The organism is Kribbella sp. NPDC051952 (genome assembly GCF_040680855.1).
Taxonomy (GTDB): Bacteria; Actinomycetota; Actinomycetes; order Propionibacteriales; family Kribbellaceae; genus Kribbella.
Genome location: NZ_JBFAXQ010000016.1, coordinates 95,692 through 115,782 on the forward strand (window position 1 = coordinate 95,692; position 20,091 = coordinate 115,782).

Annotated in this window: 16 protein-coding genes; 4 read left to right on the top strand and 12 right to left on the bottom strand. The window is 67.1% G+C overall.

The features are described 5' to 3' along the window. Positions 1 to 57 precede the first annotated feature (57 nt). The 4 genes from AB0L70_RS27305 to AB0L70_RS27320 form a co-directional block, all read right to left on the bottom strand. Positions 58 to 2,460 (bottom strand): hypothetical protein, encoded by a 2,403-nt coding sequence (locus AB0L70_RS27305; RefSeq protein WP_363688968.1) that lies wholly within the window; start codon positions 2,458 to 2,460, stop codon positions 58 to 60. 61 nt (positions 2,461 to 2,521) lie between these two features. Beyond that, positions 2,522 to 4,501 (bottom strand): hypothetical protein, encoded by a 1,980-nt coding sequence (locus tag AB0L70_RS27310; protein WP_363688970.1) that lies wholly within the window; start codon positions 4,499 to 4,501, stop codon positions 2,522 to 2,524. Positions 4,502 to 4,591: 90 nt separating this feature from the next. Further along, positions 4,592 to 6,937, bottom strand: coding sequence for a transglycosylase domain-containing protein (locus AB0L70_RS27315; protein ID WP_363688972.1), 2,346 nt, complete (start codon positions 6,935 to 6,937; stop codon positions 4,592 to 4,594). Between the two features lie 151 nt (positions 6,938 to 7,088). Beyond that, complete coding sequence (locus tag AB0L70_RS27320; RefSeq protein WP_363688974.1) at positions 7,089 to 7,694, bottom strand: TetR/AcrR family transcriptional regulator C-terminal domain-containing protein; 606 nt, start codon at positions 7,692 to 7,694, stop codon at positions 7,089 to 7,091. A 58-nt stretch (positions 7,695 to 7,752) separates the two neighbouring features. Between AB0L70_RS27320 and AB0L70_RS27325 the strand changes: the two genes are divergently transcribed. Then, positions 7,753 to 8,703 carry a zinc-binding alcohol dehydrogenase family protein gene (locus tag AB0L70_RS27325; RefSeq protein WP_363688976.1) on the top strand — a complete coding sequence of 317 codons (951 nt, stop codon included), beginning with the start codon at positions 7,753 to 7,755 and terminating at the stop codon, positions 8,701 to 8,703. Between the two features lie 36 nt (positions 8,704 to 8,739). On the opposite strand, the gene AB0L70_RS27330 is transcribed toward AB0L70_RS27325, so the two are convergent. Both AB0L70_RS27330 and AB0L70_RS27335 read right to left on the bottom strand, forming a co-directional pair. After that, positions 8,740 to 9,708 (bottom strand): aldo/keto reductase, encoded by a 969-nt coding sequence (locus tag AB0L70_RS27330; RefSeq protein WP_363688978.1) that lies wholly within the window; start codon positions 9,706 to 9,708, stop codon positions 8,740 to 8,742. 56 nt (positions 9,709 to 9,764) lie between these two features. Further along, the gene (locus tag AB0L70_RS27335) at positions 9,765 to 10,142 is read right to left on the bottom strand and encodes a DUF2255 family protein (RefSeq protein ID WP_363688980.1); all 378 of its coding nucleotides are present in this window, start codon (positions 10,140 to 10,142) and stop codon (positions 9,765 to 9,767) included. A 159-nt stretch (positions 10,143 to 10,301) separates the two neighbouring features. Here AB0L70_RS27335 and AB0L70_RS27340 point away from each other — a divergent pair, with 159 nt between their 5' ends. Beyond that, positions 10,302 to 10,544, top strand: coding sequence for a hypothetical protein (locus tag AB0L70_RS27340; protein WP_363689150.1), 243 nt, complete (start codon positions 10,302 to 10,304; stop codon positions 10,542 to 10,544). Here the strand turns inward: AB0L70_RS27340 and AB0L70_RS27345 are convergent, their stop codons facing one another. The 3 genes from AB0L70_RS27345 to AB0L70_RS27355 all read right to left on the bottom strand — a co-directional run bounded on the left by AB0L70_RS27345 (position 10,545) and on the right by AB0L70_RS27355 (position 13,724). Next, a complete protein-coding gene (locus AB0L70_RS27345) occupies positions 10,545 to 11,435 on the bottom strand; it encodes a carbohydrate ABC transporter permease (protein ID WP_363688982.1) in 891 nt (296 codons plus the stop codon). It abuts the gene before it with no gap. 1 nt (position 11,436) lies between these two features. After that, positions 11,437 to 12,279, bottom strand: coding sequence for a sugar ABC transporter permease (locus AB0L70_RS27350; protein ID WP_363688984.1), 843 nt, complete (start codon positions 12,277 to 12,279; stop codon positions 11,437 to 11,439). 95 nt (positions 12,280 to 12,374) lie between these two features. Beyond that, the gene (locus AB0L70_RS27355) at positions 12,375 to 13,724 is read right to left on the bottom strand and encodes an extracellular solute-binding protein (RefSeq protein ID WP_363688986.1); all 1,350 of its coding nucleotides are present in this window, start codon (positions 13,722 to 13,724) and stop codon (positions 12,375 to 12,377) included. Positions 13,725 to 13,989: 265 nt separating this feature from the next. Between AB0L70_RS27355 and AB0L70_RS27360 the strand changes: the two genes are divergently transcribed. Together AB0L70_RS27360 and AB0L70_RS27365 are read left to right on the top strand one after the other, a co-directional pair. Next, positions 13,990 to 16,344 (top strand): glycoside hydrolase family 3 N-terminal domain-containing protein, encoded by a 2,355-nt coding sequence (locus AB0L70_RS27360; RefSeq protein ID WP_363688988.1) that lies wholly within the window; start codon positions 13,990 to 13,992, stop codon positions 16,342 to 16,344. Positions 16,345 to 16,348: 4 nt separating this feature from the next. Then, entirely contained in the window at positions 16,349 to 17,395 is a 1,047-nt protein-coding gene (locus AB0L70_RS27365) for a LacI family DNA-binding transcriptional regulator (protein ID WP_363688990.1), read from the top strand. Between the two features lies 1 nt (position 17,396). Here AB0L70_RS27365 and AB0L70_RS27370 read toward each other — a convergent pair whose 3' ends face one another. Genes AB0L70_RS27370 through AB0L70_RS27380 form a run of 3 tightly spaced genes read right to left on the bottom strand, consistent with a single transcriptional unit; the run spans position 17,397 to position 20,054 of the window. After that, complete coding sequence (locus tag AB0L70_RS27370; protein WP_363688992.1) at positions 17,397 to 18,053, bottom strand: hypothetical protein; 657 nt, start codon at positions 18,051 to 18,053, stop codon at positions 17,397 to 17,399. After that, positions 18,050 to 18,868, bottom strand: coding sequence for an ATP-binding cassette domain-containing protein (locus tag AB0L70_RS27375; RefSeq protein ID WP_363688994.1), 819 nt, complete (start codon positions 18,866 to 18,868; stop codon positions 18,050 to 18,052). Before AB0L70_RS27375 ends, AB0L70_RS27370 begins: the two co-directional genes overlap by 4 nt. Continuing rightward, positions 18,780 to 20,054 (bottom strand): MFS transporter, encoded by a 1,275-nt coding sequence (locus AB0L70_RS27380; protein WP_363688996.1) that lies wholly within the window; start codon positions 20,052 to 20,054, stop codon positions 18,780 to 18,782. Before AB0L70_RS27380 ends, AB0L70_RS27375 begins: the two co-directional genes overlap by 89 nt. Between the last annotated feature and the right edge of the window lie 37 nt (positions 20,055 to 20,091).

A 20,091-nucleotide genomic window follows, 5' to 3' on the forward strand; every position in this document is an offset into this window, starting at 1 on the left:
AGTCCTTTCACAAGTGCTAGGTGATCGATCACAGCCTAGTGACCCTCGCACGAGCTACTACTTCGGGATGTCGATCTCGAGCGTGTAGTAGCCACCGCCGTACGGCGGAACGTCGTAGCCGACCGCGAGCAGCTTGCCGTCCACTGACACAGCCGATACAAGTCCTTGCCGCCCGGGGCCCTTGATGCGGTCGCCAGCCAGCGGGATCGGCTTCCAGGTACGCCCGTCTCGACTGAACCACGCGGCAGCATCGATGTCGTCGTGCCCGCCAGTGTTGCCGAGCGCGACAATTCCGTTCGAAACGCTCACAAGGTTGGCGCCGATCGCGCGAGCCGCGACCGCGATCTGGCTGGCGGTCCAGGTCAGCCCGCCGTCTTTCGAGGTCCAACTCACCCACCCACTGTCGACATCGCCGTCCTTTCGCTCGTACTCGCCGACAGCGACGAGCGTATTGCCGATCCGCCCCAACGACCGGACAACTGCCGAATGGACGCCTCTGGCCAGTGGCAGGTTCACCACGGACTTCCAGTCGCTTCCGTTCGGCGAAAGCCACACGGCCGGACTCCCGTCTCCCCGATCGCCGCCCGCGACGAACCTCGATCCGACTGCGAGTGCCGTAGTCATCTCGGCTTCTCCGGTGCTCACGCTGCGGAGGTTCTGCGCCCGGGTCCGGCGGGTGTCGGTGCCGGTCCCAGCTGACAGGATCTTGCCGCCCACACCTTCGACCCACGTCTTGCCATCCTTCGAGTACGCCGACCACGCGTCGAAATGTCCGTCGCCGTCATGTCGTTGACCGACCACGATCCATCCCGACGGTCCGACGGCCACCGCCGATGCGGTGGGTCCGCCGAACGGCGATCGACTCCCGACGCCGAACGTGGGGGAATCGACCTCTGCCCACTCGCCACCTGTGGCCCTGACCCAGACCACAGCCCGTTGCCCTAGCGTCAGGTCCTTCTCGCCAACCGCGACCACTCGACCGTCGGCGGTCACGGCAGCGTCGTGCCCGACGACGTCCTGGCCGTTCTTGCGTCCAGGCAGCGTCGTGGCCTGCCACGTCGATCCCTTGCGGCTCCACGCAGTCGGTGCTCTGGACACGTCGCCCACCGCCACCAGTTCCTGGCCGGCCCGCAAGATCGTAGCCACACTCGACGAGGCTCGCCCGGCGGCGGCCTCGGGCGGCAGCGCGATCGCTGAGACTCGCAGATCCCGGTAACGCCAGACGGCCGCTTCGATCGAGCCGCTGCGGTTGTTCGAACCCACCATCACCGCATCGTTGCCGACCGCAACCGAGTCGATGACGAGCTGGTCTCCGCGACCACGCTGGCTGTTCGTGTCGGTGCCGTCGGCAAGCTGTGGCCAGGCCGGACCGACGGCGACGGTTGTGTCGACCGTCCCGGCGCGGACCTCCGCAGTGGCCACCCAGTCCTTGCCGGTCCTGACCAGTGTGCCGGGCATTTCCTCGAAGGACGATCCGAGTACCCAAGGCTTCGCGGCGACGTGCCACGACGAGCCGGCGCTCCCACCTTCGACGATGACGCCGTCCCAGGAACCACTGTCGGAGTCATCGAAACCGCTGCCTTGGACGAGCGCCACGAACTTGCCTCCGGCAGCGGTGAGCGCTTTGTTGTAAACCCGCTGATCAGTGGCGATCTCGCCCTGCACGGCCGCTGACCGGAATGTCTTGCCGGCATCTGTCGAATACCAGTACTGCAGCCGATCGGTCTGCTTGGCGGCCGGCGTGGACAGGTTCCCGCTGATCACCACAGTCTTGCCCGAGGCAACTATTTCGTCGGCTGAGACATCTCCCTTCGTCGTCGGCTTGAGCCCGATCGCGGGGCCATCGGTACGACGCCAGGTGGTGCCGTCGACGGATTGCCAGTAGACCAGGTGATTTTCGCCCAGGTTGCTGCTACCGACCATGGCGAACCCAGTCGCGGTCGCTGTGATCGCACCCACGGAATCAGTGTTCGCGAGCGTCTTGGCATCAAGTTGCAGTCGTTGCCAACTGGCGCCGTCCGAGCTGTGCCACAGCACGGGACCGGGGTAGCCGTAGCCGGTGGCAACGAAGCCACTTGAACCGGCTGCCAGATCTGTCACTGCCTCGGACGTGCTCGACCGCTCGACGGATGCCTTGTCGAGTGAACGCCGTACCCACGTCTCACCACCGTCGTTGCTGGTGAGGAACAGCGGCCGGCTGACGTTGAACGACTCGTCGAACCCTGCCGCGACCACTGTCTTGTCACGTGCCGCGACCGCCTGCAGGGCCTGCGACGTCCGATCTCCGGGTGGGTAGGACTTGTCGGCATCCTGCGGTGTTGTCGGTTGGTCGAAGTCAACCGGACGCGCGATCGGCGGATCGGTCGACAGCCGGCCCGAGCCGGGCGACGACGTACACGCAGCCAGGCCGAGAGCGGGAATCAGGCCGACAATGATGATGCGGAGCCCCAGGCGCTTCATGCCCAGAAGTCTAGGTATCGCCGACTCTCCGGTGAGCCGTCGACATGAAGTTGTGGATAACTCACCCGACGGTGTGGAGGAAGAGGGACTGGTTCGGGTCGGTCTTTGAGGTGTCGAGGCCGGTTGCGGCGGTGAAGTTGTCTTGTTCGTGGCCGGACCAGTCGGGGATCGGTTGGCCGCCGGCCGACAGCGGTTGGTACGCCGTTCCGTTCCAGCCGAACTGGTAGATGGTGTGGTGGTTCGGGAGGTAGGGGGTGAAGGGGGCGGCGGGTTTGGTTTGTTTGGTGAGGTTGTTGTTGAAGAAGACGTTCTGGGGGCCGGTGGCGCCGGACCACTTGACTGCCTTCTGGCCGGTTGCCCACCAGATTGGGAACCAGGTGGAGTCGTCCTTCTGCTCGCCACCTTCGCCGCCGCAGTTGGACCTGCAGTTCGCGGAGCGGTGCTCGTACGGGATCCGGACCGTGTTCAGCTCGAACAGGTTGCGGCGTTCCCAGCCGCCGTGCAGATTCAGGTCGGAGTCCAGGTCGTTGCCGATGACAACGTTGCCGGACGACGACCACTGCAGGGTCAGGTGCCGCAGGCCCCGGGATACGTTGCCGGCGTAGATCGAGTCCCAGACCCGGGAGCCGCGCAGGTAGCCGTTGCCGCCCTTGCCCTTGTTCCAGGCGCCGTCGAACTGGTTGCCCTCGATCTGCAGGTTCTTCGCCTCTTCGGTGACGATCGCGTGCGAACCGGTCATCGTGGTCCGGATGCCGCGCACCCACGAGTTCACGGCCCACTTCAGCACGATGCCGTGCATCTCCTCAGCAGGTGCGAGGTTGCCGTAGTTGTGCACGGCATCGGTCGCCGCCGCGGCCACTGGCTGGGTCAGCGAGAAGTTCTCCAGACCGACGCCGACGACCGGATCCACCAACGGCGAGAGCTTCGACGCATACACCTTCTTGTCGATCTTCTCCGACCCGTCGGACGTCGAGTCGACCGGTACGTCGTACTCCAACGGCTTGTCGATCGTGACGGTGTGCTGGGCCGGGTCGACCGCCTTGACCGTGAAGAGCTGTTGCCGCATGTGCAGGTTCTGCAGCTCCTGATCGGTTGGCACGGCGTGCTGCTGCTCGTAGAACTTCATCGTGTTCGCGGCCCGCACGTTCACGTACCCGCCGGGCTTCACGGTGTGGAGTGACGCCTTCTCGTCCAGGTAGATCACGGTGTCGCCGGCCTTCGCCGCGAACCCCGCTCCACCCGGCTTCTCCCGCAGCTTCAGCCCGGCCTTCCAATGCACGTTGACCGTGCCCTCGAAGAGATCCTTGCGGTTGGCCGGCGCCTGCTCGTACGCCTTCTGGTAGTCCGGATCCACGGCCCGGCTCTGCACCCGGAACAGTCCACGGCCCGGCCACAGCCACCCGCCGTTCCCGTCCTCGAACTTCATCCCGTCCTCGTCCCAGTCCCCGCCGTCCTTGGTCAGGGCGTCGTACCGGGTGTTCTCGTCCGGGCGGAAGACGAAGCGGGTCTTGTCGGTACCGGCGCCGCGGATCATCAGGTAGTCGGCGTCGACCCCGAGCTGCTTGGTGACGTCGAGAACACCGGCGGGCAGTTGGATCAGCGACAACTTCTCGTACGACGCCTGCCCGGAACAGTCGGTCCGGATTGTGTCGATCGCCTTCTGCAGCCCGTCGGAGTCGTCCTGGGAGTCATCGGGATGTACGCCGAACTCCGCCAAGCGATCCGGCGTGATCCGGCACTGCGGGTTGACCAACGAATCGTCCGGCAGCCCGGCCCCCTCGCGGTACCCGGCCTTGCTCCAGTCCGGCAGCCCGGGGATCGGCGTACGGCGATTGGCCGCGGACAGATCGAGCTTCGGCACCTTGGCCGCGATCGGCGTCGCGGTAGGCACCGGCGCGGTCGGCAACGGCTTGTCCGCCTTCCGCGCGGCGGCATCCGCGACGGGCTCGTCCTGCCTCACCGCGACAACGATGATCGTGGCAACGATCGCCCCGATCACGAACCCGATCAGACCGGTGACCGCCAGCTTGCGACGCAGCACGCCCTCACCCTCTCGCCTACCCCTCAGGTGCGATACCCCTCGGGTGCGATGCCACCCCTCAGGTGCGATGAAGGGTAGGCGAGCAGCGGGTCAGCGCGGCGGGCGGCACTTCGGTTGCCACGGCTTACAGGTGGGCAAACCGGGCGGAAGCGTGATCGGCGGCGGTGGCGGGATGACCGGCGGCGTCGGCGGAAGGGTCGGCGGAGCCTTGCTCCCGTTGGACAGGATCAGGGTCACGGTCGCGCCCGCGGGCGCCCCGTCCTCCTGCCGAGGGGTGGTCCGGACGACGAAGCCGTTCGGGACCTCCGAGTCGACCCGCTCCGGTGCGACCGCGACCTTGAAGCCCATCGACACCAGCTTGTTGGCCGCGTCGGCCGGGGTCATGCCCTTCAGGTACGGCAGGTCCTTCACGTTGCCGCGGATGGTCTTGTCGTCGGGCTGGACGAACTTGGTCGTCGCGATCCCGCGCAGGCCCGCCTGCATCGCGCTCTCCCAGATCGGCCCCGCGGTGCCGGAACCCGACGCGTCGCGCATCTTCTTGCCGTTCAGCGTCTGGTTGATCAGGTTCTCGTACGGCGGACTCGCGTCGGCCACCACCGACGCGGCGGCGAGCTTGTTGGTGTAGCCGGCGAACCAGACCGCGTGGTTCTCGTCGGTCGTACCGGTCTTGCCGGCCAGGTCGCTGCGGCCGAACTTCAGCTTGCCACCGGTGCCGTCCGGCTCCATCACCTTGTTCAGCACGTAGTTGACGCCGTCGGCGACCGTCGGCGAGAGCGCGCGCTTGCACTCCGGACCCGGAGTGGGGACCGGCTTGCCCTTGTTGATGATCGAGGTGATGATCACCGGCTTGCAATACATCCCGCGGGCCGCGAACGTCGCGTAGGCGTTCGCGAGCATGACCGGCGTGATCTGACCGGCCGACCCGAGCGTGAACGAGACGACCTGGTCGAGCGGCTTCATCGTCTGGGCGTCGTACATCCCGAGCTTCGAGGCGATGGTCGCGATCGGGCACAGGCCGATCTGCTCGGACAGTTGCAGGAAGTAGGTGTTGGTCGAGGCCTTCGCGGCGTCGAGCATCGACGGGTCCGCGACCGTGTGGGTCGAGTTCTTCGGGTGGTAGCTGTCGTCGGACGTCGTACCGGAGCAGGTGCTGAACTTCTTGCCGCTCAGGTCGAGGGTCTGCGGCGAGTTGATCCGGTACGTCATCGGGACGCCCTTGCCGATCGCGGCGGCGATCGTGAACGCCTTCATCGTCGAGCCGTTCTGGAATCCGCCGTACCCACCGGCGTACGACTTCTCGACGTTGTAGTTGTACGCCGTCTGCCCCTTCTTGCTGCCGTACGGCCTGCTCTGCGCCATCGCCTTCACCAGACCGGTGCCGGGCTCGACCATGCTGATCGCGGCGATCGCACTGTCGGTGGGCTTGGAGTGCTTCTTGATCGAGGCTTCGGCGGCGGCCTGGAGCTTCGGGTCGATCGACGTCTGGACGACCAGGCCGGCGGTCTCGATGTAGTTCTCCCGTTCCTCGGGCGTCTTGCCGAAGGCCGGGTTCTGCTTGAGCTGGCCGACGACGTACTCGCAGTAGAACGGGTACCGCGAGTTCGCGCAGCCGCTCGGCACGGTGATCACCTTGGCCGGGTCGATCACCGCGGTCGCGATCGCGGCGTCGGCCTCCTTGGCCGTGATGATGTTGAGCTCCTGCATCCGCCGCAGCACCACGTCGCGGCGGGCCTTGGCCGGCTTCGGGTGGTCGATCGGGTCGTAGCCGCTCGGGTTCTTCACCAGGCCGGCCAGCATCGCCGCCTGCGGCAGGTTCAGCTTGGCGGCGTGGACGCCGTAGTAGTGCTGGGCCGCGGCGTCGATGCCGTACGAGCGGTCGCCGAAGAAGGCGAGGTTCAGGTAACCGTTGAGGATCTCGTTCTTGGAGAGCTCCTTCTCGACCGCGATCGCGTACCGCAGCTCCAGGATCTTCCGCTCGTAGGTGTCCGCGGTGGCCTGCTGGACCTCCTCCGGCGTCCGGGCCTTGGTGATCAGGGTCCGCTTCACGTACTGCTGGGTGATGCTGGAACCACCCTGCTGGACCCCACCCGCCGCCTTGTTGCGCAGCAGCGCTCGCAGGGTGCCCTTGGCGTCCAGGGCGCCGTGCTCGTAGAACCGGTCGTCCTCGATCGCGACGATCGCCTTCAGCATGACCGGGGCGATCTGCTTCAGCGTGACCGGCGTCCGGTTTTCCTGGTACAGCGTGGCGATCGTCGTACCGTCGGCGGCCTTGATGAAGCTCTTCTGCGTCAGCGGCACCGTTTCCAGCTCCTGTGGCAGGAACTGGACCGAGTCGTGGGCCTTCGCCGTGGTCACTCCGATCAGACCGGCGAAGGGGAGGGCCAGCCCGGCAACCAGGGCTCCGGCAAGGGCGCTCACGACCAGGAACACGAACACCGACTGAACAACATTGGGCCGCCTGGGCCGCCTGGCCCGCTCGCCTCTGTGCATGGTCCGGCAGATTACGGCAGGAAAAGGATTACTGGGAGTCTTTTCGTTACAGACTTTACACATCTGCCCAGCGATCTCACTGTCTGTGATCCTACCTTCACCGTTGGGCGATCATTCCGGCCCCGGCGATGACCACTTCGAGGCAATCCTGGAACAAATCGTCGACCGTTCGACCGGGTTCGAAGTACTCCTTGATGGCGCCCACCGAGACCGGATGGGCGGCGGTGAAGGCCTCGAGGTCGAAGTCGGTGGTGTCCGGCGGCGGGGACTGCTCCTCGAGGGCGTGACCGACGGTGAAACGCTCGACGGTCAGCACGATGATGCGGGCATCGCGGAGGCTGATCCCGCGGTCGACGAGCGTGCTCATCGCGAGCTCGGACAGCGCCGCCATCTTGACCGAGAGCTGTGCCGCCGACACGACCCTGGCTCCGTCCGGGTGAGCGAGCAGCGCGGCCCGGAGTCGTACGGCGACGTCCGTCAGCCACTCCTGCCACGGCTGGTCCGGAGCGGCCGGCGTGGGCTCGGGGACGATCGCCTCGGCGATCGCGGTCACCAGGGCGGCCTTGTTGGGCAGGTGCCAGTAGAGCGTCGGTGCCTGGACGCCAAGGCGCGCGGCCAGTTTCCGCAGGGTGACGCCGTCGAGTCCCTCTGCGTCCAGGAGCGCCACGGCCTCGTTGACGATCTGTTTCCGGTCCAGGCTCACGAACCGGATTCTAACAGTGTTAGAGTGACTCTAACGGTGTTAGAGAGGGGTGGGTGGCATGAAGGCAGCAGTGCTCCACGAGGTCGGCGGTGTGCCGCGGTACGAGGACTTCCCGGATCCGGTCCCGGCCGAGGGTGAGGTGCTGATCGAGGTGATCGCGGCCGCGGTCGAGAACGTGGACAAGGCGATTGCCGCAGGCAAGCATTTCGCCGCCGGGCAGTACGTGAGCCAGTTGCCGATGATCCCGGTGTTCGACGGGATCGGGCGGTTGCCGGACGGGACCGTGGTCGGTTTCGGCAACCCACGTTCGCCGTACGGCGCTCTCGCCGAGAAGACCGTCGTACCGGCTGGGTCGTATGTGCCGATGGCCGACGGGATCGAGCCCGCGGTCGCGACCGTGCTCGCGTCGGCGATCACCGGGATGTCGATGAAGCTGGCGGGCGGTCTGGTGGCGGGGGAGACCGTGCTGGTGCAAGGCGCGACCGGGGTCGCGGGGCGGCTCGCGGTCCAGGTCGCGCGGCTGCTCGGCGCCGGGCGGATCGTTGCCACCGGTCGCGACGACGAGCAACTCGGCGAGCTCGCCGCGGATGCGGTCATCAACACGGCCGTTTCCGACGACGAACTGATCCAGGCCTTCAAGGACGCGAAGGGCGAGGGGTACGACGTTGTCCTCGACTTCCTGTGGGGGCGGCCGACCGAGCTGCTGCTGCGTTCGCTGACGCCGGACTCGTTCGCGTTCGCCAAGCCGACCCGGCTGATCCAGACCGGCGAGGTGGCCGGCGCGGATCTCGTCGTACCGGCTGCGGCGCTGCGGACCTCGGGCGTGGAGATCTACGGCGCTGCTCGGGGTCTGACCCCGGAGACGATGGGCGAGGCCTACAACCAGGTGCTCGAGTGGACGCGGTCCGGCGACCTCACCTTCGACCTCGACCGCGTCCCCCTGAGCGACATCGAGTCCGCCTGGCAACGCACCAGCACCCACGGCCGCCGAACCGTCGTACTGCCCTGATCCCGAAGCGTCGATGGCCTCTATGGCTGACCGGGATCAGTAGCCCGTTGGTTGGCGTGGGGTGTACGGCGCCTCGAGGGTGGCGATCTCGTCCTCGGTGAGGGTGAGGTCGAGGGCGGCGACCGCGTCGGCGAGGTGGTGCGGTTTGGTCGGGCCGACGATGGGAGCGGCGACGACCGGGTTGTGCAGGACCCAGGCGAGGGCGATCTGGGCCATCGGGACACCGCGGTCCTCGGCGACCTTCTGGACGGCGTCGGCGATCGGCTCGTCGTTGGCCGCGGTGAAGCGGCGGCCCATCGGGTCGGTGTCCGCGCGCTTGGTCTGCGTTCCCCACGGCCTGGCCAGCCGGCCCTTCGCGAGCGGGCTCCACGGGATGCTGCCGACGCCCTGGTCGGCGAGCAGGCCGAACATCTCCTGCTCTTCCTCGCGCTGCATCAGGCTGTACTGGTTCTGCATCGAGACGAACCGCGTCCAGCCGTGCAGGTCGGCCGCGTGCTGCAGCTTCGCGAACTGCCACGCCCACATCGACGACGCCCCGAGGTAACGGACCTTGCCCGCCCGTACGACGTCGTGCAGCGCCTCCATCGTCTCCTCGACCGGCGTCTCCGGGTCGAAGCGGTGGATCTGGTAGAGGTCGACGTACTCGGTCCCCAGCCGGGTCAGCGAGGCGTCGATCTGCTCCATGATCGCCTTGCGGGACAGGCCGGAACCGCCCGGCCCGTCGTGCATCCGGAAGTGCACCTTGGTCGCGAGTACGACGTCCTCCCGCCGGCTGTACTTGCCGATCGCCCGGCCGGTGATCTCCTCCGAGCTCCCGAACCCGTACACGTTCGCCGTGTCCCAGAACGTGATCCCGAGCTCGACCGCCTGCCGGAACACCGGCTCGGCGCCGGCGTCGTCGAGAGCCCATTCGTTGAACCCGCGGGAGGTGTCGCCGAAGCTCATGCAGCCCAGTGAGATCCGGCTGACCTTGAGCCCCGAGTTACCGAGACGTGTGTATTCCATCAGTTCTTCCTTCAATCGCAGGGAACTCAGTCGCAGGGGACTCAGTTGCGAGGGACTCAGTCGCGGGGGATGAGCCGGAACGTGACCGGGTGGGCGGTCGGCCCGACCACGGCACCCACCGGGCCAGGCCCGAAGCGGTCGTACTTGGTGTGGAAGGCGGCATCGATGTCGCCGTGAACGTCGGGATCGACCTCGCCGAATGTGACGTCCCGTTCGACCCCGCCGGCCCGGACCCGGCCCACCCCGCTGGCCTTCGCCCGCCGGTACCAGGGCGTGCCCTCGCTGGTCATGGAGCGGATGTAGATGTCGTCGCCGACCCGAACCATCCAGATCGTCACGTACGACCGAAGCGTGCCATCGGCCCGGACCGAGGCGACGCCCAACTCCTCCGCGTCGCCGATCCGCTGCAGTTCATCAGCTGTCCAAGTGGTCATACAGTCGTTCCTATCAGCACCTCCAACGCTTCGCGCTCGTCCATGCCGCGGTATCCGTCGGGAACCTCGGTCAGATCGATAGCGCGATCGAAGACCTTGCCCTGGGCGGCGCACAACGTCCGCTTCCACCGGACCGGCGTCAAGTAGTTGCACCACTCGGTGGTCGGTGACCTCGAGGTCAACTTCGAAGCAATGGAGTTCCGCTCCGACCCAGGCCTGGCCATGGTCGTCTACACCGCCCCGGCCGGCTCCCCGAGCGCAGACGCCCGCAAACTACTTGCCAGCTTCCCCTGGGATATCCGTTGGAGTTGTGCCTTCTCTGCTGGTAGATCAGCGGAGAAGGCACAAGATCAGGGGAGATCCCTCGCCCTGGCGTCCCGGCCGCGCAGCTGGAGGTCGTGACTAGCGGCTGAAGCCGGCGGTCAGGCCGCTGAGGAGCTGGCGGCGGCTTACGGCGTACAGGATGACGATGGGGAGGGTGGTCAGGACCACCGAGGCGAGGACGGCCGGGACGTTGACGCTGTACTGGCCCTGGAAGGTCCAGAGGGCCAGGGGAAGCGTGCGTTTGTCGGGGCTCTGGGTCAGGATCAGGGGGAGTAGGAACCCGTTCCAGACGCCCAGGCCGTTGTAGATGCTGACGGTGACGAGCGCGGGCCGGGTCAATGGGAAGGCGAGCTTCCGCATCATGCCCCACTCGGTGGCGCCGTCGACGCGCATGGACTCGAAGAGTTCCTTCGGTACGTCGCGGATGAAGTTCGACAGCACCAGCACCGACAGCGGGATCGAGAACGCGACCGACGGCAGGATCAGGGCCAGCAGGCTGTCGTACAGGTGCATCTTGATGATCAGCAGGTACACCGGGATGATCGTCGCCTGCAGCGGGATCGCCAGCCCCATCAGGAACATCGCGTTCACGCCGGCCAGGAAACGGCTGCCGGCGCCGCGGATGATCGCGTACGACGCCATGAACGAGATCGCGACCGCCGGGATGATCGTGCCGATCGTGACGATCACGCTGTTGATGAAGTAGCGCGGGAAGTCGGACTCGATCACCAGTTTGTAGTTCTCGGTCGTCGGCTCCGACGGAAGGGCGAACGGGTTCTGGCTGAAGTACGCGCTCTGGTCCTTGAAGCTGGTGACCACGATCCAGTACAGCGGGATCAGTACGATCGCCAGCCACAGCCAGCCGGCCAGTCCGCCGAACCAGTTGAGCTGCAGCAGTTTGTGGGCACGGACCGGACCACCTTGGGCCCGCCGGGTCGCCGTACTCGTGCTGCTGGTCGCCACTGCCATGTCACGCACCTTCCTGCTGGCTGGCCGTCGTACTGCCGCCGAGCCTGCGCAGCAGCAGGGCGAGCGCCAGTCCGAGCAGCACGATGAGGGCGGCGATCACGCTGGCCGGACCCATCTGGTTGGACATGAAGCCGCGCTTGTACATGTCGAGGGCAAGGACCCGGGTGGCGTCGCCGGGACCACCCGCGGTGAGGACGAAGATCAGGTCGAAGAACGTCAGCGAACCGACCACCATCAGGGTGGACGAGGTGATGATCGTGTACTTCAGCTGCGGCACCGTGATGCTGAAGAACTGCCGGACCCGGCCGGCGCCGTCGATCGACGCCGCCTCGTACATCGTGGTCGGGATCTGCCGGACGCCGCCCTGGTAGATCAGCGAGTGGAACGGGATGAACTGCCAGGAGACGATGAAGATCACCACGCCGACCGCGAGGTCGCTGCGGCCGAGCCAGTCCTGGGTCAGGAACGGGAGGTGCAGGCCCGGCCCCAGCCCGAAGTTCGGGTCGAGCAGCGCCTTGTAGGTGATCGCGATCGCCGCCGAGCTGAGCAGCAACGGGATGAAGTACAGGACCGCGAGGAACGCGCGGTACCGCTGGCGGCCGGCGAGGAACGTGCCGAGCAGCAGGCTCATCGGAGTCTGCACCGCCCAGGACAGGATCATGATCTCGAAGGTCACCAGGATGCTGTGCGGCAACTGCGGATCGGACAGAACCGTTTTCCAGTTCGAGATACCGGCCGGGCTGATCGCGCCGAGGCCGTCCCACTGGGTGAAGCTCAGGAAGAGCACGCCGAGCAGTGGGACGACCCCGAAGACGATGAACATCACCAGGGCAGGCAGCACCATCCAGGCAACCGAACCGCTCCGCCCGACGCCGGACGAACCTGCGTGACGCTGAGTCGCCGGCGCGACAGGTGGTGTCGTGGGCGGAGCGGTTACAGTCACTGGCCGATCACCGCGTTCATGCTGTCGGCGAACTGCTGGGGAGAGATCGACAGCTGGAAGAGCTTGGCGATGTTGTCGAGCAGCGTCTCGGCCTGGGTCGGGCTGAGGGCCTGGTCCCAGGACTGCGCGAAGTTCTTCGCGTTCGCGGCCGTGTCGTAGACGAAGTTCAGCCATTCGGAGTCGTTCTTGTCCGTGATGGACGAGAGCTTCTCCTTCGCGCTCTTCACGACCGGGATGTTGCCTGACTTCACCCAGGCGTCCACCGTGGCGTCGTCGAGGGTGTTGCTCGCGATGAACTTCTTCGCGGTGTCCTTGTCGGCCTGGCTCGCCTTGGAGGAGATCGACATGTACTGACCCGGGTTGCCGACGGTGTCACTCGGGTCGCCCTTGCCGCCGTCGACCGGCGGGAAGTTCATGTACCCGAGGTGTCCACCGGTGACGAAGTCCTTGCCGGCCGTCTTCATGTTGCCGTAGGTCCAGGCGCCGTGCAGCATCATCGCCGCCTTGCCGGTGTAGAGCAGGGCCTGGTCGGCGTTGGAGTCGGCGGTGATGGACGAGAACCCCTTGATGAAGCCGTTCGCCTTGATCAGCTTCTGCATCTCGTCGAGCGCCTTGAGCGCGGACGGGTCGGACCAGCCGTCCTTCTTGCCGTCGAAGATGTTCTGGAAGACCTCGGCGCCGCCGATCCGGTCGAACAGGAACTCCAGCCACATCATGTTGGTCCAGCGGGACTGACCGCCGAGCGAGAACGGCGCGATGCCCTTCTCGTTGAACTTCGGCACCAGGTCCATGATGTCGCCCCACGACTGCGGGGGCTCGGCACCGATCTTCTCGAAGGACCGCTTGTCGTAGAACAGCACGATCGGCGTCACAGTCTCACCCGGCACCGCGTAGATCTTGCCGTTGACCGTCGCCGCCGTGAAGGCGGACGGGAAGATCGAGTTCTTCAGGTCGGCCTGGTCGTTGGTGAGCCAGTCGGTCAGGTCCTCGACCTGGCCGGCCTCGACGTAGGCCTTCAAGCCGCCGCCGCCCCAGCCCCAGATCAGCGTCGGGCCCTGGCCGGCGCCGATCGCGGTCTTGATCTTCGCCTTGAACGCGTCGTTCTGGAACTCGGTGGTCTTGATCTGGGTGCCCGAGTTCGCGTCGTTGAACCGCTTGACCTGTGCCTCCCGGATGGCCTGCTGCGGCTGTCCGGTGAGGAACCAGTACGTCGTCCCGCTGCCGGCCGCCGCGCCCGCGGTGGAACCGGGCGTGCTCTTGGGGCCGGAGCTGCCGCACGCGGCGAGTCCGGCCGCCAGGGCGCCGCCACCGACCAGACCGAGGAAGGTACGCCGAGATGTGCTCATGGGATCCACTGTGATCTCCGTACTCCATGCTGCCCCGCAGGTTGCGGAAGCACCTGCCAATAAAGACTGTTTTCGAAACATAGATTTCGCAGGTATCGCTGTCAAGACTTGAACTAGTGGCACTTCGGGGTCACAGTGAGGTCACGGATAGCCCTGCAGGCACAGGGGATTCACAGTTCCGGTGGAAACTGTGGCGAGCGCCCAGAAGCTTCGAAAATGTTTCGATACTTTGTCACCGGATCGGGTTCTGTTTAGGGAGATTTTCTTGTCCAGCTCGACTGATCAGCCGTGGCGCGACCCCGCCCTGCCCGCCGACAAGCGGGCCGACCTGCTGTTGCAGGCGATGACGCTGGAGGAGAAGATCGCCCAGCTGGGCAGTCGCTGGGCCGGCAACGACATGGCCGACACCGAGCTGCCCGCCGACGAGGCGATGAACGTCGCGCCGATGGAGGACGTGTTCGCGACGGGCGGTTCGCTGACGCTCGAGGAGGCGAGCCGGGACGGACTCGGTCACCTGACCCGCGTCTGGGGGAGTTACCCGCAGACGGTCGAGGAGGGTGTGGCGGAGGTGATCCGTCAGCATCACGTCGTACTGAAGGACTCGCGACTTGGTGTGCCGGCCCTTGTCCATGAGGAGTGCCTGACCGGATTCACGACGTACGGCGCGACTGTCTACCCGGCGTCGATCGCCTGGGGAGCGACGTTCGATCCCGCCCTGGTCGAACGGATGGCTGCCGCGATCGGGCGGGACATGGCTGCGGCCGGAGTGCACCAGGGGTTGTCGCCGGTGCTGGATGTAGTGCGCGACTATCGCTGGGGGCGGGTCGAGGAGACGATCGGCGAGGACCCGTATCTGGTTGCGCTGCTGGGATCGGCGTACGTCCGGGGTCTGCAGAGTGCCGGCGTACTGGCGACGCTGAAGCACTTCGCCGGCTACTCGGCGTCCCGCGCCGGACGGAACCACGGTCCGGTGTCGATGGGGCGGCGGGAGCTCCTCGACTTCATCCTGCCGACATTCGAGACCGCGATCGCGACGGCCGGTGCGGCCTCGGTGATGAGTTCGTACGCCGATGTCGACGGACTGCCCGCGAGTGCGGATCCCTGGTTGTTCACCGACGTACTGCGGGACGAGTGGGGATTCGACGGCACAGTCGTGTCGGACTACTGGGCAGTGCCGTTCCTCGCGTCGATGCATCGAGTTGCCGCCGACAACACCGACGCGGGCGTCGTCGCGTTGACCAACGGGACCGACGTCGAGCTGCCGGACACGATCGGCTTCCTCGGCCTGGCGGAGAAGGTGAAGTCGGGGGAGGTGCCCGAGGAGCTGGTCGACCGGGCCGCCCGGCGACTGCTGTTGCAGAAGGTCAAGCTCGGTCTGCTCGACCCGGACTGGACTCCCGAGGGATCGGTGCGCGGCGAGGTCGAGCTCGATTCGGCGGAGAACCGTGCCATCGCGACGGAGCTCGCGGAGAAGTCCGTCGTACTGCTCGACGCGGGCTCGGCGCTGCCGCTGTCAGCCTCGCGGATCGCGGTCGTCGGGCCCTCGGCCGGTGACTCGCGGACGTTGATGGGTTGTTACGCCTTCCCGAACCACGTCCTGCCGCGGTACCCGGATCGCGGTCTCGGAATTGCGGTGACCACACCCATCGATGCCCTCCGCAATGAGCTGCCGGACGCGGAGCTCGTGCAGGTGAAGGGTTGTTCGTTCACCGGTACGGATCGGTCCGGGTTCGACGACGCCGTGTCCGCGGCGCGCGACGCGGACCTCTGCATCGCGTACGTCGGGGACCTGTCCGGACTGTTCGGCCACGGGACGTCCGGCGAAGGCTGCGACGCCGAGGACCTGCGGTTGCCTGGCGTCCAGGCTGAGCTGGTCGAGGCGCTGCTCGAGACGGGGACACCGGTGGTCGTTGTTGTGGTCTCGGGTCGTCCCTACGCGCTCGGCGCGTTTGCGGATCGACTCGCCGGCCTGGTGCAGGCGTTCATCCCTGGGCAGGAGGGTGCGGCTGCGATTGCCGGCGTACTGAGTGGGCGGATCGTGCCGAGTGGGAAGCTGCCGGTGCAGATTCCACGGCACGTCGGTGGGCAGCCCGGTACGTACCTGCAGCCGGCTCTCGGGAGCGTGGAGAGCGCGGGGATCAGCGGGCTCGAGGCCCGGCCGTTGTACCCGTTCGGGTACGGGGCGTCGTACACGAGCTTCGCGGTCGACGAGCTGCGGCTGAGTGCGGAGGAGATCGGCAACGACGGTGAGTTCACCGCGACCGTCCGGGTGCGGAACACGGGCGATCGGGCCGGTGACGAGGTCGTGCAGCTGTATCTGCGGGACGTGGTGGCGCGGGTTGCGCGGCCGTTGAAGCTGCTGACCGGGTTCGCTCGGGTGTCGCTGGAGCCGGGAGCCGCGGTTGAGGTGACGTTCAGCGTGCACGCCGATCGGACGGCGTACACGGGTCCGGATCTGCGCCGGATCGTCGAGCCCGGGGACTTCGAAGTGATGGTGGGCACGTCGTCGCTGGACCTGCCGTGTCGCGCTTTGGTCAGGATCGACGGGGATGTGAGGGTAGTGGGGCACGATCGTGTGCTGACCACGCCGGTGACGGTCCGGGATCCAGGAGGAGGGTGATGAGATGTCGCGGTTGAAGGGACGAGTCACCCTGGCGACGGTGGCCGGTACGGCCGGTGTCTCGGTCGCCACGGTCTCCAAGGTGCTCAACGGCCGGAGCGACGTCTCGCCGGTGACCCGGGCGCGGGTGCAGGAGATCCTCGAGAAGCATGGGTACGTCGGTCGCCGTCCGGACCCGGTCGCGCGGGACACGGTCGAGTTGTTCTACCAAGGTGTGCTGAACAGTTACTCGGTCGAGGTGATCCAAGGCGTACTCGACGCCGGGGAGGCGGCCGGCGTCGAGGTCGTGCTGAGTTCCCGGCCGCCGCATCCTGGCCGGCACTCCGCCGGGCGGGCGGCGCGGTGGATCCGGGAGCTGATCACGTCCGGTCGCCGGGCGGTGGTCGGGATCACCAGCGAGCTGTCCGATGCTGACCTGGCTGCGCTGTCGCGGGCCCGGCTGCCGCTCGTGATCATCGATCCGGCCGACGTTCCCCAGCCCGACGTCACCAGCGTGGGCTCCACCAACTTCGCCGGCGGCATGGCGGCCGCGCAGTACCTGCTCGACCTGGGGCACCGGCGGATCGCGTACGTCGGTGGTCCGCCCACCTCGGCCTGCAACCAGGCCCGGATGAGTGGGTTCCGCAATGCGATGGACGCGGCCGGCGCGCCGGTGCCGAAGGACTACATCTGGCTGAGCAACTTCCTGTACGACGAGGGTGTGGCCGGCGGCTCGATGATGCTCGACCTGCCGGACCGGCCGACGGCGATCTTCGCCGGCTCCGACGAGGTCGCGGTCGGTGTGATGGAAGCGGCCAGGTCGCGAGGTCTGCGCATCCCCGAAGACCTCAGCGTGGTCGGCTTCGACGACACCCAGGTTGCCCGGCTCGCATCGCCTCAGCTCACCACGGTCAAGCAGCCCTTACGCGAGATCGGCGCGGTCGCCGTACGCACAGCCCTGCAATTGGCCGAGGGCAACAAAGTCGACTCCCACCATGTAGAGCTGGCCACCACCCTGATAGTCCGGGGCTCGGCCGCGCCCAACCGCCACGCCTCGATCGCGGTCTCCTGAGTCATTCCTTCCGGTCGGCGAGTGCCCGGGTGGCGAACAGGGCGGCGAGGAGCATGACTACTGCCAGCGCGGTGAGCAGTGTGACGGGTGCGGCGTCGGCTCCGGGGGTGTGGTTGTTGGACAGGAGCTTCATCAGCGGGCGGATCGGGGAGATCCAGCGGATCAGCAGTACGGCGAGGATGCCGGCGGCCGCGGTCAGCATCGCGATGCCGATCCGCGGGATGACGAGTCGCGAGCACAGCAGTCCGATCGCGATCCCGATCATCGCGGCGCCGAGCTGAGCCGCCGCACCGACCACGAGATCCCCGGCGGTGTAGGCGTGCTTACCGAGGACGATCGGGTAGGCGAGACCGATGATCAGCAACGGAACGCACCAGGTCAGGACGACCGCCACGGTGACCGCGAGCACGCGCAGCGAACTCCCGATCATGACCAGCGTGATCTTGCGTTGCGTCGGGTCCTCGTGGTTCAGGATGCTCACCGACAACCACGTCGTACAGACGAGCATGGCGAGGACGCAGAACGAGTACGACGACAACAGCGGCCCGTTGTCGGCCGTCGTACCTACCGCCATCGCGGCGAGGAAGATCAGCGTCGGCGGGAGGTAGCGCTGGGAGAGCAGCACGCTGCTCATCAGGTACCGGTAGAGGGCGCTCACTCGGGTGTCACCTGCCGCACGGTCGTGACCGACCAGCCGTGGTTCAACGCGGTCAGCAGGGCAGCGTCGTGGCGCCCGGTCGGCAGCATCAACGTGACCCCGGTGTCATGACGCCGTACGTCGATGACGTCGGGCTGCTGCGTCCAGTCGAGCTCCGCGCCGGCGAGTAGCGAGATCTCGGTCAGGCTCGTCTGCACAGCCTCGGCCGCTTGCAGTTGACCGTTGCGAATCTCGCAGACCCTGGTCGCGGTCGAGCGGACGACCAGCTCGGAATGCTCGGTGAACGCGACCCCCGCGCCCTGCTCGGCCGTCTCGGTGAGCAGCTCGCGCAGCGTCGCGTGGGCAGTCGCATCAAGCCCGGCCCACGGCTCGTCCAGCACGAGCAGCTCCGGCGGATCGAGCAGCGCCTGCGCCAGTGCGACCTTCTGCGCGTTGCCCTTCGACAGCTTCCGCATCGGCGTATCCGAGCCACCCGACAACGCGAGCCGCTCGAGCAGTTCACCGGCCCGATCCCGCGCGACCCGATCGCTGAGCCCACGGATCCGGCCCATGTGCCGCAGGTACGCCGAAGCCGACAACCGATCGTGCGACGCGAACACATCCGGCACGTAGCTCACGACGCGCGCAGTACGCCGGACTGTGCCGGTCGATGGCCGGGACAGCCCGACCATCAGCTTCAGGACCGTGGACTTACCTGAACCGTTCGCGCCGACCAAGGCGAGTAGCTCACCGGAGTTCACTCGCAGGTCGACCCCGGCCAGGATCTCCCGCCGCCCGAACCGTTTGGAGACCTGCTTCAGCCGCACTACTTCCATGCTCCGACCCTACCGAGGCCTGGGGTTTCATCACCCGCCCCAGCGGTCGGGTGAGGACGACGGAGATGAGCAAGGAGCCCGCGGCGAAGACGGCGATGGAGGGTCCCGCCGAGGTCAGGTCGGCGAGTGCACCGGCCAGGATCGCGAAGACGCCGAACGCGGTCATCCGCAGCGCGGACTCCAGCCCGAGGACCTGACCACGCAGATCGGCCGGGGTGAGTTCGACCAGCACCTCCTGCTGGGACAGCGACGCCGAGTACCCGATGCTGCCGAGCGCGACGAGTACGGCGAGGACCGCGAGGGGCAGGTCGAACGCGAAGCCGAGGAACGGTACGGCGAGTCCGAACCGCAACCAGCGAGCCGCGATCCGGCGTTTGGTCCGGCTGAGGAAGCGGCCGCTGACGAGATCACCGGACATCATCCCGGCGGCCCCTGCCGCGAGCAGCCAGCCGGCCCGCGATCCGGCGTACGGGACGAAGAGGGCCTCGCAGCCGACCATCAGTCCGTTCGGAAGGGACAGGGCCAGGAGCAGCGGGCGGGTGTTGCGCCGGCCGAGCAGGCGGCGGTTGCCGCGCCACGTCTCGGCCAGGCCGGTGCGAGCCACTCGCCGCGGCGCTCGGTCCCGCAGCCCGAAGCGGATCGTCAGCGCGGCCAGCGCGGAGAACCCGGTCGCGATCCAGAGCACGGCCGACGGGCTGATTGCCTGCAGCAAGATTCCGGCGATGCCGAAGCCGGCGATCTGCATCGCGCCGACGGACAGGTTCATCGCCGAGCGGCCGAGGATGAACTGGTCGTGGCCGAGTACCTCGCCGAGCAGACCCCAGCGGACGCCGGATCCGATCGACAGACCGTAGGCCACGCCCAGCGCGAGCAGGAGCCGGAAGCCCGCGTTCAGATCGAGGGCGGCCTGGCCTCCGACCGCGACCGTCGAGAGGACGGCGAGCAGGCTGAGCACGCGGCGCGGTCGCGCGGTGTCGGCCGCCGACATCAGCGTCGAGACGCCGAGGACCTGCGCCAGCGACGGCCCGAACATGATCATTGCCGCCAGCAGCGCCGACCCGGTCGTGGCGTCGACCATGATCGCCAGCGTCAGACTCGTCATCGTCGACGAGGCGTTGCCCAGCGCGCTGCCGAACCACAGGTTGCGAAACTCGCGGTTGGCGAAGATCTGCGTGTAAGTGCTCATGCCAAGGAGCATCGACGCGAGACCGTCGAGCACCTAC

Bases quoted from the DNA above. Each gene is read 5' to 3' on its own strand.
- AB0L70_RS27305 (WP_363688968.1), bottom strand. From the start codon at position 2,460: ATGAAGCGCCTGGGGCTCCGCATCATCATTGTCGGCCTGATTCCCGCT.
- AB0L70_RS27325 (WP_363688976.1), top strand. From the start codon at position 7,753: ATGAAGGCAGCAGTGCTCCACGAGGTCGGCGGTGTGCCGCGGTACGAG.
- AB0L70_RS27330 (WP_363688978.1), bottom strand. From the start codon at position 9,708: ATGGAATACACACGTCTCGGTAACTCGGGGCTCAAGGTCAGCCGGATC.
- AB0L70_RS27335 (WP_363688980.1), bottom strand. From the start codon at position 10,142: ATGACCACTTGGACAGCTGATGAACTGCAGCGGATCGGCGACGCGGAG.
- AB0L70_RS27345 (WP_363688982.1), bottom strand. From the start codon at position 11,435: ATGGCAGTGGCGACCAGCAGCACGAGTACGGCGACCCGGCGGGCCCAA.
- AB0L70_RS27350 (WP_363688984.1), bottom strand. From the start codon at position 12,279: ATGGTGCTGCCTGCCCTGGTGATGTTCATCGTCTTCGGGGTCGTCCCA.
- AB0L70_RS27355 (WP_363688986.1), bottom strand. From the start codon at position 13,724: ATGAGCACATCTCGGCGTACCTTCCTCGGTCTGGTCGGTGGCGGCGCC.
- AB0L70_RS27365 (WP_363688990.1), top strand. From the start codon at position 16,349: ATGTCGCGGTTGAAGGGACGAGTCACCCTGGCGACGGTGGCCGGTACG.
- AB0L70_RS27375 (WP_363688994.1), bottom strand. From the start codon at position 18,868: ATGGAAGTAGTGCGGCTGAAGCAGGTCTCCAAACGGTTCGGGCGGCGG.
- AB0L70_RS27380 (WP_363688996.1), bottom strand. From the start codon at position 20,054: ATGAGCACTTACACGCAGATCTTCGCCAACCGCGAGTTTCGCAACCTG.